This is a genomic window from Stenotrophomonas sp. CC22-02 (assembly GCF_004365115.1).
GTDB lineage: Bacteria > Pseudomonadota > Gammaproteobacteria > Xanthomonadales > Xanthomonadaceae > Stenotrophomonas > Stenotrophomonas forensis.
In genome coordinates, this window is record NZ_SOCO01000001.1 from 1,276,130 (window position 1) to 1,289,589 (window position 13,460).

The 13,460-nt window shown below is 66.4% G+C and carries 10 protein-coding genes; 6 read left to right on the forward strand and 4 right to left on the reverse strand.

What is annotated here, in order from left to right:
- Positions 1-36: 36 nt before the first annotated feature.
- The gene (locus N440_RS06145) at positions 37-1,533 is read right to left on the reverse strand and encodes an aminotransferase class III-fold pyridoxal phosphate-dependent enzyme (protein ID WP_133934422.1); all 1,497 of its coding nucleotides are present in this window, start codon (positions 1,531-1,533) and stop codon (positions 37-39) included.
- A 211-nt stretch (positions 1,534-1,744) separates the two neighbouring features.
- Between N440_RS06145 and queA the strand changes: the two genes are divergently transcribed.
- From queA to fabV, 6 genes are all read left to right on the forward strand, one after another.
- A complete protein-coding gene (gene queA, locus N440_RS06150; RefSeq protein ID WP_133934423.1) occupies positions 1,745-2,812 on the forward strand; it encodes a tRNA preQ1(34) S-adenosylmethionine ribosyltransferase-isomerase QueA in 1,068 nt (355 codons plus the stop codon).
- A gap of 139 nt (positions 2,813-2,951) precedes the next feature.
- Complete coding sequence (gene tgt / locus N440_RS06155; protein WP_006434331.1) at positions 2,952-4,082, forward strand: tRNA guanosine(34) transglycosylase Tgt; 1,131 nt, start codon at positions 2,952-2,954, stop codon at positions 4,080-4,082.
- Between the two features lie 133 nt (positions 4,083-4,215).
- Positions 4,216-4,560, forward strand: a complete 345-nt coding sequence (yajC, locus tag N440_RS06160) for a preprotein translocase subunit YajC (protein ID WP_006434333.1) — start codon at positions 4,216-4,218, stop codon at positions 4,558-4,560.
- A 61-nt stretch (positions 4,561-4,621) separates the two neighbouring features.
- Positions 4,622-6,478 carry a protein translocase subunit SecD gene (gene secD, locus N440_RS06165; RefSeq protein WP_133934424.1) on the forward strand — a complete coding sequence of 619 codons (1,857 nt, stop codon included), beginning with the start codon at positions 4,622-4,624 and terminating at the stop codon, positions 6,476-6,478.
- 15 nt (positions 6,479-6,493) lie between these two features.
- Positions 6,494-7,474, forward strand: a complete 981-nt coding sequence (secF, locus tag N440_RS06170) for a protein translocase subunit SecF (RefSeq protein ID WP_049456823.1) — start codon at positions 6,494-6,496, stop codon at positions 7,472-7,474.
- A gap of 694 nt (positions 7,475-8,168) precedes the next feature.
- Positions 8,169-9,428 (forward strand): enoyl-ACP reductase FabV, encoded by a 1,260-nt coding sequence (fabV, locus tag N440_RS06175; protein WP_133934425.1) that lies wholly within the window; start codon positions 8,169-8,171, stop codon positions 9,426-9,428.
- 71 nt (positions 9,429-9,499) lie between these two features.
- On the opposite strand, the gene N440_RS06180 is transcribed toward fabV, so the two are convergent.
- From N440_RS06180 to N440_RS06190, 3 genes are all read right to left on the reverse strand, one after another.
- Entirely contained in the window at positions 9,500-11,569 is a 2,070-nt protein-coding gene (locus N440_RS06180) for an EAL domain-containing protein (protein ID WP_040009725.1), read from the reverse strand.
- 88 nt (positions 11,570-11,657) lie between these two features.
- Positions 11,658-12,842 carry an NAD(P)/FAD-dependent oxidoreductase gene (locus N440_RS06185; RefSeq protein WP_133934426.1) on the reverse strand — a complete coding sequence of 395 codons (1,185 nt, stop codon included), beginning with the start codon at positions 12,840-12,842 and terminating at the stop codon, positions 11,658-11,660.
- Positions 12,839-13,387 (reverse strand): YaeQ family protein, encoded by a 549-nt coding sequence (locus N440_RS06190; protein WP_049457316.1) that lies wholly within the window; start codon positions 13,385-13,387, stop codon positions 12,839-12,841. The genes N440_RS06185 and N440_RS06190 overlap by 4 nt, the downstream gene beginning before the upstream one ends.
- Positions 13,388-13,460: the final 73 nt, after the last annotated feature.

The window sequence follows — 13,460 nt, forward strand, 5'->3', positions numbered from 1 at the left end:
GCGGGGTGTCCATGGAGTATGACGCGTTGGGCGGCGTTACGCTGCGGCGGCCTGCTCGCGGCGCGGGCCTTCGCGCAGGGCGCGGCCGACCATGCCCACCAGCAGGTCCAGTTCCTCGCTGTCCATGCCGAAGTGCGGGGTGAAGCGCAGCGAGTTCTCGCCACCGTGGATCACGTTGATGCCGTGCTGGCGCAGCCACTCCTCGGTGGAATTGGCACCGTAGCACTTGAACTGCGGGGCCAGCTCGCAGGAGAACAGCAGGCCGGTGCCCTGCACCTTGGTGATCAGCCCGCCCAGTTCGCCCTTCAGCTGCTCCAGCTTGCGCACCGCTTCGGCACCCCGTTCGGCGATGTTGGCACGCACCTGCGGGGTCAGCTGGGCGAGGGTGGCGCAGGCCACATCCAGTGCACGCGGGTTGCTGGTCATGGTGTTGCCATAGATGCCCTTGCGGTACAGCTGCGCGGCATGCTCGGTCACCGCCAGCACCGACAGCGGGTACTGCGCAGCGTTGAGTGCCTTGGAGTAGGTTTCCATGTCCGGCGGGTCCAGGCCTTCGAAGCCTGGATAGTCGACCACCGACAGCACGCCATGCGCACGCAGGCCAGCCTGGATCGAATCGAGCAGCAGCAGGCTGCCGTGCGCACGGGTCAGCTCGCGGGCAACGTCATAGAACGACGGCGGCACCGAACGGCCCGGGTCACCTTCGCCCATCACCGGTTCCAGGAACACGGCCTCGACGAACCAGTGGTTGCGTGCGGCGTCTTCGAACACCTTGCGCAGGCCGGCCTCATCGTAGGGCGCCACGGTGATCACCGAGTCTTCGCCGCGATAGCTGGCCAGGTGCTGCATGTAGCTCTTGCGGCTGGAATCGGAATACAGCGCCGGGCGGTCGGTGCGGCCGTGGAAGCTGCCCTTGACCACTACGCGCTTGATCGCCGCGCCAGCGTGGCGGGCGCCCGGGTCGGTCTGCAGCTTGGCGTTGACGTCGGCGATGCGGGCCGCCAGGCCGACCGCCTCGGAGCCGGAGTTCAGGCACATGAACCGGGCGAACGGGCAGCCGCCACGGCGATGGCCGATCTCGGCGCGCAGGGCCGTGATGAAACGCTGCTGCGACAGGCTCGGGGTCATGATGTTGGCCATCACCTGCGGACGGGCCATCGCCTCCAGTACGGCATCCGGGGTATGGCCGAAGCCGAGCATGCCGTAGCCGCCAGCGTCGTACAGCACGGCACCCTTCAGGGTGACCACCCACGGGCCGCGCGCGGCCAGCGCCACATACGGGGTCACCGCATCATCGGCATAGAAATTGACGAAGCCGTCCTGCATGGCATCAATCTGGGCCTGCTCGTCCTGCGCCAGCAGCGGCCCGAGGTCGGCCTGCACGCGCGCGAATTCCTCGGCGGCAGCCTCCACCGCGGCGACAAGCTGCGGATGGCGGGCGGACAGGGCGGTCAGGGTGGCGTCGTCCAGGCCAGTGGTGAGGCGGGTGCCGGGCTGGTTGCGCAGGGGGGCGAGGCGTTCGATGAAGCTCATTGCAGATCTCCTGAAACAATGGGTCGCACGGGTCTTCAAAAGCAAAACGCGCGTCATCACGCGCGCTTGGGGGCAGGCTCGTGCAGCGGACTTCCGGCTCGATGCTAGCACTTGTTTTTTTGCGCGATAACCCCGCAGAAACCTGCTGCATAGCAGCATTTTGCGCGACGTTCGCCGCGAAGCGCGCCGGCTCGCAGACGCTGGACGTACAATGCGCGCCATTGTCGACCTGTTGCCGCCCACTGCCTTGAAGAAGTCCGATTTCAACTACGACCTGCCGGCCGAACTGATCGCGCAGGCACCCCTGGCCGAGCGTTCCGCCAGCCGCCTGCTGCTGGTGCCACCCGCTCCGGCAGCCTTCACCGACCTGCAGGTGCGTGACCTGCCGTCGCAGCTGCAGCCGGGCGACCTGCTGGTGTTCAACGACACCCGGGTGATTCCGGCCCGCCTGTTCGGGCAGAAGGCCAGCGGTGGCCGCGTCGAGATCCTGATCGAGCGCCTGCTCGGCGGCCAGCAGGCGCGTGCGCAGGTGGGCGCCAGCAAGTCGCCGAAGTCCGGCAGCCGCATCGCGCTGGATGCCGGCGGCGAAGCCGAGGTGCTGGGCCGCGACGGCGAGTTCTACGTGCTGCAGTTCCATGTGCCCGAGTCACTGGAGCAGTGGCTGCTGCACGCCGGCCGCCTGCCGTTGCCGCCGTACATCCAGCGCGAGCCAGGCGTGGACGACCGCGAGCGCTACCAGACCGTGTTCGCGCGTGAAGTGGGCGCGGTGGCCGCGCCGACTGCCGGCCTGCATTTCGACGAACCGCTGCTGGCCGCGCTGAAGGAGAAGGGCGTGGACTTCGGCCACGTCACCCTGCACGTGGGCGCGGGCACCTTCCAGCCGGTGCGTGCCGATGACCTGAAGGACCACGTGATGCACCGCGAGTGGCTGAATGTCGGTGCCGAACTGGTGCAGCAGGTGCGGCGCACGCGTGCGGCCGGTGGCCGGGTGATCGGCGTCGGCACCACCGTGGTGCGTGCGCTGGAAAGCGCGATGCGCGATGGCGAGCTGCTGCCGTTCGCCGGCGAGACGCAGATCTTCATCACCCCGGGCTACCGCATCCGCAGCGTCGACGCGATGGTGACCAACTTCCACCTGCCGGAAAGCACGCTGCTGATGATGATCTCCGCGTTCGCCGGCAAAGAACGCGTGTTCGAGGCCTACCAGCACGCGATCGAGCAGCGCTACCGGTTCTTCAGCTACGGCGACGCGATGCTGCTGTTCCCGCAGGCGGGCTGAGGAGGCAGGGCACCCTGGGAGGGTAGGGTGCTCTGTGAAGGAGGGCAGCCTCGGAAGGCAAGGCCCCTGTGGGTGCGCACCTTGGTGCGCACGCCTTCTTGGGAGACAATGGGCGACTATTTGCCTGAATGACCGCTCCATGTCCCGACTGCAGTTCCAGCTCAAGACCCGCGACGGCCGTGCCCGCCGTGGCCGCCTGACCTTCCCGCGTGGCACGGTGGAAACGCCGGCCTTCATGCCGGTGGGAACCTATGGCTCGGTCAAGGGCATCCTGCCGGACCAGGTGCGCGCGCTGGGCGCCGAGATCATCCTCGGCAACACCTTCCACCTGTACCTGCGCCCGGGCCTGGACATCATCGCCGACCACGGCGGCCTGCACGGCTTCTGCCGCTGGGATGGCCCGATCCTGACCGATTCCGGTGGTTTCCAGGTGTTCTCGCTGGCCCACCGCCGCAAGATCACCGAGCAGGGTGTCACTTTCGCCTCGCCGACTGATGGTGCCCGGGTGTTTCTGGGCCCGGAAGAGAGCATGAAGATCCAGAAAGTGCTCGATTCGGACGTGGTGATGATCTTCGACGAGTGCACCCCGTACCCGGCCACCGAAGATGTCGCCCGCCGCTCGATGGAGCTGAGCCTGCGCTGGGCCCAGCGCAGCCGCAACGCGCATGACGAGCTGGGCAACGACGCGGCCCTGTTCGGCATCGTCCAGGGCGGCGTGCACACCGACCTGCGCAGCCGCTCGGCCGAGGCCCTGCAGGCGATCGGCTTCGACGGCTACGCCATCGGCGGCCTGGCCGTGGGCGAGCCGGAGCATGAGCGCAATGCCATGCTGGACCACCTGGACCCGGAACTGCCGGGCGACCGCCCGCGCTACCTGATGGGCGTGGGCCGGCCGGAGGATCTGGTCGAGGGTGTCGCACGCGGCGTGGACATGTTCGATTGCGTGATGCCGACCCGAAACGCCCGCAACGGCCACTATTTCACCTCGTTCGGCACCGTCCGCATCCGCAACTCCCAGTACGCGCGCGACATGGACCCGATCGAGCCGGGCTGCGGCTGCGTGGCCTGCACCGGCGGCTACACCCGCTCCTACCTGCGCCACCTGGACCGCTGCAACGAGATGCTGGCGCCGATGCTGGGCACCCTGCACAACCTGTTCTATTACGAAAAGCTGATGGCCGACATCCGTGCGGCGATCGAGGCGGGAACCTTCCTGGCCTTCCGTGAGTCCTTCTACGCGGCACGGGGGGCGGTCGCGCCGCCCCTGTAACCGGACACCCCCTGCCAAACGGCCCAAGGACGAACGCCCGGGGCCGTGGCATACTTCAAGGCTGACCCAGATCCGCGGTCGACACCTCGTGCCCGTGAAAGGGCCGAAGCGCCGCCCAACCAAAGGACCAACGATGAACCTGCTTGCCTTCCTGATTCCCGCCGCCCACGCCCAGGCCGCCGGCGGCCAACCGCAGGGCATGGGCCTGACCACGCTGCTGTTCCCGATCATCCTGATCGCCATCATGTACTTCCTGATGATCCGCCCGCAGATGAAGCGGCAGAAGGAGCACAAGGCCATGCTGGAGAAGATCAAGCGTGGCGACGAAGTGCTGACCAATGGCGGCATCGCCGGCATCGTCACCGACATCGGCGACAACTTCATCACCATCGAAGTGGCTGACAACGTGCGCATCCGCGTGCAGAAGGGCGCTGTCGGCAACGTGCTGCCGGCCGGTACCCTGAAGTCGGCCCAGTAAGCCACTCCCTTTCCGAAGCACAACCGCGGCGCCGGGGATGGCGCCGCGCGGGACCCAAGCAATGCTCGAATTTCCACGCTGGAAGTACGTCGTCATCCTGATCGTACTGGCGCTCAGCGCGCTGTACGCGCTGCCCAACATCTACCAGAAGGACCCGGCCATCCAGATCACCGCCAACCGTGGCGGGCAGGTCGACGATGCGCTGCGCGACCGTGTGCTGGCCGACCTGAACAAGGCCGGTGTCACCCCCATCGGCGCCGAGAAGGAAGGGGAGAGCCTGATCGTCCGCCTGCCGGACCTGAAGGCGCAGTCCGCTGCCAGCGACGCCCTGCGTGACACCATCGGCGAGCAGTACACCGTGGCGCTGAACCTGGCCTCGACCGTGCCGGACTGGCTGGCCAACCTCGGCGGTCGTCCGATGGTGCTGGGCCTGGACCTGCAGGGCGGCGTGCACTTCGTGCTGCAGGTCGACCAGAAGGCCGCCCTGGACAAGCGCCTGGACGCCTACACCGAAGACGTGCGCAGCACGCTGCGTGACGCCCGCATCGCCTACCAGTCGGTGGAGCGTCGTGCCGACAACAGCATCGTGGCCAACCTGAGCCCGTCGGCTGGTGAGGATGCTGCACAGCTCGCCCGTACCGCGCTGGTCAAGGCGCAGCCGACCCTCGGTTACGACGTCAGCGGCAGCCGCATCACGGTGACCATTCCCGAGGCCGAGATCACCCAGATCGCCAACGGTGCCATCGAGCAGAACATCAACACCCTGCGCAACCGCGTGAACCAGCTGGGCGTGGCCGAGCCGATCATCCAGCGCCAGGGTGCCGACCGCGTGGTCGTGCAGCTGCCGGGTGTGCAGGACACCGCCGAAGCCAAGCGCATGATCGGCGCCACCGCCACGCTGGAATACCGTGCGGTGGTCGATGGCAATGCGCAGGACGCGATCGCCTCTGGCCGCATCCCGCCGGAAGCGAAGGTCTACCAGCGCCGTGATGGCGGTGGCCCGGTGCTGCTGAACAAGCGCGTGATCGTCACCGGTGACCAGATGGTCGGTGCGCAGGCGGTGACCGATTCGAACAGCGGCTCGCCGGCGGTCAGCGTCACGCTGAACAATGTCGGTGGCCAGCGCATGTTCGACTTCACCAGCGCCAACGTGAACAAGCCGATGGCGGTGGTCTACACCGAGCGCGTGCCGACCGTGACCGTCGTCGACGGCCAGGAAGTGCGTGGCTTCAAGGTCAATGAGGAAGTGATCTCGGTGGCCAACATCAACGGCGTGTTCGGCAAGAACTTCCAGACCACCGGCCTGCAGAAGAAGGAAGCCGAAGACCTGGCCAAGCTGCTGAAGTCCGGCTCGCTGGCCGCGCCGATGGACTTCGTCGAAGAGCGCGTGGTCGGCCCGAGCCTGGGCGCCGAGAACGTCAAGAACGGTATGCGCGCAGTGGTGTTCGCGTTCCTGTTCACCCTGGTGTTCTTCAGCATCTACTACCGCATGTTCGGCGTGATCACCTCGATCGCGATGCTGTTCAACCTGCTGATCGTGGTGGCGGTGATGTCGATGTTCGGCGCGACCATGACCCTGCCGGGCTTCGCCGGCCTGGCGTTGTCGGTCGGCCTGTCGGTGGACGCCAACGTGCTGATCAACGAGCGTATCCGTGAAGAACTGCGTGCCGGCGTGCCCGGCAAGACCGCGATCGTGACCGGTTACGAGCGTGCCTCGGGCACCATCCTCGACGCCAACCTGACCGGCCTGATCGTCGGTGTGGCGCTGTTCGCATTCGGTACCGGTCCGCTGAAGGGCTTCGCACTGACCATGATCATCGGTATTTTCGCCTCCATGTTCACCGCGATCACCGTGTCGCGTGCGCTGGCGACGCTGATCTACGGCAGCCGCAAGAAGCTCCAGAACGTGGCCATCTGACGGGACGACACGCACATGAAACTGTTTCCGCTGCACATCCTCCCGAACGACACCAAGATCGACTTCATGCGCTGGCGCCATGTCGCCATGGCGGTCACCATCGTGGTGTTCCTGGCCTCGGTCGCCATCATCGGCTTCAAGGGCTTCAACTATGCGCTGGATTTCACCGGCGGCACGCTGATCGAAGCCCGCTTCGACAAGGCGGTGGACGTCGAGCAGGTGCGTACCAAGCTCGAGGAAAACGGCTTTGACGGCGCGCAGGTGCAGAGTGTCGGTGGCAACACCGATCTGCTGATCCGCCTGGCCCCGCACGGCGAGCATGCTCCGGGTACCGGTGATGCCGCTGCCGAGGACAAGGCCACCGCCGCGGCCGTGGTGAAGGCGCTGTCCACCGCCGACAACCAGGCCACCGTGCTGCGCAACGAGTTCGTTGGCCCGCAGATCGGCAAGGACCTGGCGATGAATGGCCTGTACGCCACCATCTTCATGCTGGCCGGCTTCCTGATCTACATCGCGGTGCGCTTCGAATGGAAGTTCGCGGTCACCGCCAGCATCGTGGCGATGTTCGACCTGATCGTGACGGTGGCTTACGTGTCCCTGCTGGGCCGTGAGTTCGACCTGACCGTGCTGGCCGGCCTGCTGTCGGTGATGGGTTTTGCGATCAACGACATCATCGTGGTGTTCGACCGCGTCCGCGAGAACTTCCGCAGCCTGCGCGTGGACTCGATGGAAGTGCTGAACCGTTCGATCAACCAGACGCTGTCGCGTACGGTGATCACGGCGGTGATGTTCTTCCTGTCGGCGCTTGCCCTGTACATGTATGGCGGCAGCTCGATGGAAGGCCTGGCCGAGACGCACATGATCGGTGCGGTGATCGTGGTGCTGTCCTCGATCCTGGTGGCGGTGCCGATGCTGACGATCGGCTTCCTGCGCGTCAGCAAGCAGGACCTGCTGCCGAAGGCGAAGGACGTCGAGGCCCTGGCCCGTCGCCCGTAATCACCGATTGCACGCAGTACACAGAGAACCCCGCGCAAGCGGGGTTTTTTGTGTTGCAGGGCTTGCAGCCCTGCACCTGCAGAAGCCAAAGCCAAAGCCAGAGCAGCATTCCGTGGGATGGCGGGGCGGTGTCGGAGTGCGGGGACGCCGTGAACCCATCCCTGGGGGCTTGGCAGCCGCATCCATGCGGCTGACACCCCGCACTCCGACACCGCCCCACCTTCGACAGGTTCACGCGGCTGTTGGACCGCGCGCTGTCGGTAGGTGTCGACCTTGGTCGACACATCTGTCAGATATCGAATGAATTCATCCGTGTCGACCAAGGTCGACACCTACCAGAACAGGGTGCCGTTCCGGCAGATCGAGGGAATCTGTCGAAGGCGGGGTGGGTCCGGTTGAGGGGGTGTGAGCGGCATGGATGCCGCGACCAAGCCCCCATGGACGGGTTCACGGCGTCCCCCTCAACCGGACCCGCCCCGCCAACCCCCGGATAGCCGGCCTTTGACGTTGACGTTGACGTTGATTGCAGCGGGTGCAGGGCTGCAAGCCCTGCAGAAAGAAACCCCCACCCTACGCCAGCGTCGGTTGTGCAATCTTCCCCCGCGCACTACGATCCTGCGGTTCGCGCGCGCAGGCGCGCACCCGTATTCCTGCTGAGCGCCCCGTGCGCCGCATCTGCCAACCCGAGGTATCCATGGTCATCAAACCGCGCGTCCGCGGCTTCATCTGCGTCACCACCCACCCGACCGGCTGCGAGGCCGCGGTCAAGCAGCAGATCGACTACATCCGCGCGCGTCCGCCGATCCAGAACGGCCCCAAGCGCGTGCTGGTCATTGGTGCCTCCACCGGCTACGGCCTGGCGGCGCGCATCACCGCTGCGTTCGGTAGCGGCGCGGCGACCCTGGGCATCTTCTTCGAGCGTCCGGGCAGCGAGTCCAAGCCGGGCACCGCCGGCTGGTACAACTCGGCCGCGTTCCACAAGTACGCCGACGAAGCCGGCCTGTACGCCAAGAGCATCAACGGCGATGCCTTCTCCGATGAGGTGAAGGCCAAGGCCATCGAGATGATCAAGGCCGATCTCGGCCAGGTCGACCAGGTGGTCTACAGCCTGGCTGCACCGCGCCGCAAGCACCCGAAGACCGGCGAGATCATCAGCTCCACGCTGAAGCCGATCGGCGAGCCGATCACCCTGCGTGGCCTGGATACCGACAAGGAAGTGCTGACCGAGACCCACCTGCAGCCGGCTACCGCCGAAGAAATCGCCGGAACCGTTGCGGTCATGGGTGGCGAAGACTGGCAGATGTGGATCGATGCGCTGGCCGACGCCGGTGTGCTGGCCAATGGCTGCACCACCACCGCCTTCACCTACGTGGGCGAAGAGATCACCCAGGCCATTTACTGGAACGGCTCGATCGGTGCCGCCAAGAAGGACCTGGACACCAAGGTGCTGGGCCTGCGCGAGAAGCTGGCAAAGATCGGTGGCGATGCGCGCGTGTCGGTGCTGAAGGCCGTGGTCACCCAGGCCAGCTCGGCCATTCCGACCATGCCGCTGTACCTGTCGCTGCTGTTCAAGGTGATGAAGGAAAAGGGCACGCACGAAGGCTGCATCGAGCAGCTCGACGTGCTGTACGACATCCTCTACGGCGGCAAGGCCGACGGCGCGGCGATCGATCGCCTGCGCCACGACCTTGTCGATGGCCAGGGCCGCACTGTCGCCCTGGTGGACGAGGAAGGCCGCCTGCGTGCCGACTACAAGGAGATGGCCCCGGAGGTGCAGGGAGAGGTGTTGAAGCTGTGGCCGCAGGTGACCAACGAGAACCTGTACGAGATCAGCGATCTGGCCGGCTACAAGGCCGACTTCCTGTGCCTGTTCGGTTTCGGTGTGGACGGTGTCGACTACGAAGCCGACGTCAATCCGGACGTCAGGATCAAGAATCTGGTCGACATGACCTGATCAATGAAAAGGCCGGCGAAAGCCGGCCTTTTCGTTGGGTAGTGCCGGCCGCTGGCCGGCAGCCCCGTGGGTCAACCAAACTCGAACCCCATCTCCGGCAAGGCCGGGCCGACGAAGTCGCCCTGCACGTAATCCACGCCGGCACTGAACAGCAGGGTCATCGAATTGGCGTCGCTGACGAACTCGGCGATGGTGCGGATACCGGCTTCCTGCGCACGCGCGGTGATCTGGCTGATGCGGTCGATGTTCTCGCGGGTGGCGGCCAGATCGCTGGTGAAACCGCGGTCCAGCTTGAGGAACTGCGGCTGGAAGTGGGCCAGCAACTGGAACGAATCCAGCCCCGAACCGAACTGCTCCAGGCCGATGCGGCAGCCCAGGGGCGCGACCTCGGCAAGGAACTGCTGCGCGCTGCGCAGATGGGTGAACACCTTCGCTTCCGGTGCGTGCAGCCACAGCCGTTCGCCCGGCACGCCCTGTGCCTGCAGTTCGCGGCGCAGGGTGGCGATCATCTGCGGATCGTCGAACGATTCCGGGGTGACCTTCACCAGCACCTGGGTGGCGTGGCCTTCGCGCGCGCGTTGGCCCAGCACCGCAATGGCCCGCGAAACCACCCAGCGGTTGATATCGGCCAGCAGCCCGTGCTCCTCGGCAATGCCCAGGAACGCGGTCGGGCTCAGCAGCTCGCCGTTGTGCTCCAGGCGCAGGTAGGCCTCGTACAGTTCCAGCGGCTCGCCCTGCAGATTCAGCACCGGCTGGTAGTGCAGCTGGAAGCCGTCGCCGGCCAGCGCTTCGCGGATGCGTGCCACCCAGCGCAGCACGCGCTCTTCCTCCACGCGGTCGGCAGCTGCGGGGTCGAAGATGCGGCAGGTGTTGCCCAGCTCGGCAGCGGCCTGCGTGCATTCGCTGGCACGTGCCAGCACCTGGCCGATGCTGGCGATCTTCTCGCCCACCTGCACGCCACCGATGCTGACCGTCACCGTGGCCGAGCGTGCGCCGATGCTGAAGACGTGCGCGGCGTAGGCTTCGCGGATGCGCTCGGCCAACGCGACGGTCTGCGCATAAGGCCCCGCCTGCAGCACGGCGAAATTGTGTTCGCCGAAGCGGGCCAGCTGCGCGTCCTCGCCGACAACCTCGGCCAGCAGGGCGGCGAGCGCGCCGATCAGCGCGTCGGCCGAGGCCAGGCCGATGTCCGGGAGCAGGCGCGCGTAATGGTCCGGTTCGATCAACAGCAGGCCGAACTGGCCTTCGCTGCGACCTGCCTGGGCCACCGCGCTTTCCAGCTGCAGCATGAAGGTCGGGCGGTTGAGCAGGCCGGTGACCTGGTCACGCTGGCGCAGGTCCTCGACTTCGCGTGCCAGCTCCGGATCGAATTCCATGCGGCGGCGGAGCACCACCTGCAGGCAGGATTCGCCCTCGTAGGTCGCTGCCGTGAATTCCATCGTTGCCGGGAACGCGCTGCCATCTTCGTGACGGGCGTCGAGCTGGTACTGCGGCGGCGGCGCTTCGCCACGGCTGAGGCCTTTCAGCAGCTGCTTGAAGCCTTCCACGTGCTGCGCGGCGACCATGTCCAGCAGTGAAATGCCTTCGATGTCGTCGAAGTGCTCGTAGCCGAACATCTCCAGATAGGCGTCGTTGGCCCGGATATGCATGCCTTCATGCACGTAGGCGATGGGGTCGCGCGAGGAGGCGATCAGCGCGTCGCAGCGGCGCTCGGTTTCGCGCATCTGCGCCTCGATGCGGCGCAGGCCACGGCGGGCCTGCAGGTCCACCCACTGGTCGCGGACCACGGCCAGCAGATGTTCGGGGCGCTGGCGCAGGGCGAGGGCGCGGATGCCATGGCTGCTGGCCTGCACCAGCTCGTCCTCATCGATGCGCTCGGCCAGCAGCACCAGCGGAATATCCTTGCCGCTGGCGGCGATGTGCTGGGCCACCAGCGGCAGAGGAATGCCCGGCGACGGCGAGGCCAGCACCAGGTCGATGGCCTGGCTGTCCAGCACCTGGGCCAGCTCGGCCGCATCCTGCGGGCGCCACGGGCGCACCGCGATGCCACTGTTGCGCAGGGCGCTGACGATGGCTTCGGCATTCTCGCCGCTGTCATCGACGATCAGCAGGCGGATGGTGATGTCGTTCGCGTTCTGCATGCACTGCTCCCCAATCTGCAAATCTAGATACACGATGCGCGCCGAACCGTCCATGCGCGCACCCCTTCGCATCGAACGGCGATGTGGTTCACACCACGCCGCCGGCCGCGTGGCCGCTGGCCCAGGCCCACTGGAAGTTGTAGCCGCCCAGCCAGCCGGTCACGTCCAGTACCTCGCCAACGAAGTGCAGGCCAGGCACGCGCCTGGATTCCATCGTCGAGGACGAAACCTCGGCGGTGTCCACGCCGCCCAGGGTGACCTCGGCGGTGCGATAGCCTTCGGTGCCGCTGGCCACCAACGGGAACGCGCCCAGCAGCTGCGCGGCCTGGCGCAGCACCGGCTCGTCCAGCTGGCGCACCGGGCGGTCGGGCAGCCAGTGTTCGCACAGGCGCTGCGCAAGCCGTTTGGGCAGTACCTCGCCCAGCACCGTGCGCAGCTCGGCGGCCGGCCGCTCGCGCTTCATCTGGCGCAGCCATTCGCCGGCATCGTGGTCGGGCAGCAGGTCCAGCTCCAGCGTGTCGCCGGGTTGCCAGAAGGACGAAATCTGCAGGATTGCCGGGCCGCTGACGCCGCGGTGAGTCAGCAGCATGAAGTTCTGGAAGCTCTTTCCGTTGCAGCGCGCCTCGATCGGCAGGGCGACCCCGCTGAGCTCGGCCAGCCGCTCCTGATGCTTGCCGCTGAGCGTCAGCGGCACCAGCCCGGCGCGGGTCGGCAGCACCGCGTGGCCGAACTGGCGTGCGATCTCATAGCCGAAACCAGTGGCACCCATGCTGGGAATGGACAGCCCGCCGGTCGCGACCACCAGCGAGGCACAGTGGAACAGGCCGTGGCTGGTGTGTACGCGGAAACCGTCGCTGCCGTGCTCGATGCGCTGCACGCCGCAGTCGGTACGGACCTGCACGCCGGCCGCCTGGCATTCGTCCACCAGCATCTTCACGATCTGCTTGGATGAGACATCGCAGAACAGCTGGCCCAGTTCCTTCTCGTGGTAGGCGATGCCGTGCTTGCTGACCAGTTCGATGAAATGCCAGGGCGTGTAGCGGGCCAGCGCCGACTTGCAGAAGTGCGGATTGGCCGACAGGAAGTTGGCCGGGGTAGTACCGGTGTTGGTGAAGTTGCAGCGGCCACCGCCGGACATCAGGATCTTCTTGCCGATCTTGTTGGCATGGTCGATCACCTGCACCTGGCGGCCGCGCTGGCCGGCGGTGATCGCGGTCATCAGCCCGGCCGCGCCGGCGCCGATGACCACCACATCGCAGCGGATCGTGCTCATGCCTTGGCGCGCTTGCGCCAGTTCGGGATGATGTCGAGCTGGATCTGATCATTGAGAATCTGCACTTCGTCATCCTGGATCAGCACGCTGAAGCGCATGGCGCGCTGGATCTGCTGGCCCCACTGCTCGACGAAGGCACCGTCGAGGTCGACCACCGACAGGTTGTCAAAACGCGCCAGGCCCTTGCCCTGCTTGGTCCACCAGATCTCGGAGGCGTTGCCACCGTAGTTCACCACCTGCACCTGGCGGCTGCGATTGCTGGCCTTGCGGATGCGCGATTCGTCCGGATGGCCCAGGTCGATCCACTGCAGGATGTCGCCGGTGTAATCGTGTTCCCACAGGTCCGGCTCATCGTCGGTGCTCAGGCCGCGGCCAAATTCCAGGCGGTCGCCAGCATTGAGGGCGAAGGCGAGCAGGCGCACCATCAGGCGCTCGTCGGTCTCGGACGGGTGCTGGGCCAGGGTCAGGTTGTGGGTCGCGTAGTAGCCGCGATCCATGTCGCTGATCTGCAGTTCGGCCTTGCGGATGGTGGCGGTAAGAGCCATGGGGGATCCGTGGACTAAAGAGGACAATGATAGAGGTTTGCTCCAGGGGTGTCCGTTGCCGGGCTGTCGGCAA

Excerpts from the sequence above, each read along its gene's own strand:
- N440_RS06145 (WP_133934422.1), bottom strand. The coding sequence starts at position 1,533 with ATGAGCTTCATCGAACGCCTCGCCCCCCTGCGCAACCAGCCCGGCACC.
- queA (WP_133934423.1), top strand. The coding sequence starts at position 1,745 with ATGCGCGCCATTGTCGACCTGTTGCCGCCCACTGCCTTGAAGAAGTCC.
- tgt (WP_006434331.1), top strand. The coding sequence starts at position 2,952 with ATGTCCCGACTGCAGTTCCAGCTCAAGACCCGCGACGGCCGTGCCCGC.
- yajC (WP_006434333.1), top strand. The coding sequence starts at position 4,216 with ATGAACCTGCTTGCCTTCCTGATTCCCGCCGCCCACGCCCAGGCCGCC.
- secD (WP_133934424.1), top strand. The coding sequence starts at position 4,622 with ATGCTCGAATTTCCACGCTGGAAGTACGTCGTCATCCTGATCGTACTG.
- secF (WP_049456823.1), top strand. The coding sequence starts at position 6,494 with ATGAAACTGTTTCCGCTGCACATCCTCCCGAACGACACCAAGATCGAC.
- fabV (WP_133934425.1), top strand. The coding sequence starts at position 8,169 with ATGGTCATCAAACCGCGCGTCCGCGGCTTCATCTGCGTCACCACCCAC.
- N440_RS06180 (WP_040009725.1), bottom strand. The coding sequence starts at position 11,569 with ATGCAGAACGCGAACGACATCACCATCCGCCTGCTGATCGTCGATGAC.
- N440_RS06185 (WP_133934426.1), bottom strand. The coding sequence starts at position 12,842 with ATGAGCACGATCCGCTGCGATGTGGTGGTCATCGGCGCCGGCGCGGCC.
- N440_RS06190 (WP_049457316.1), bottom strand. The coding sequence starts at position 13,387 with ATGGCTCTTACCGCCACCATCCGCAAGGCCGAACTGCAGATCAGCGAC.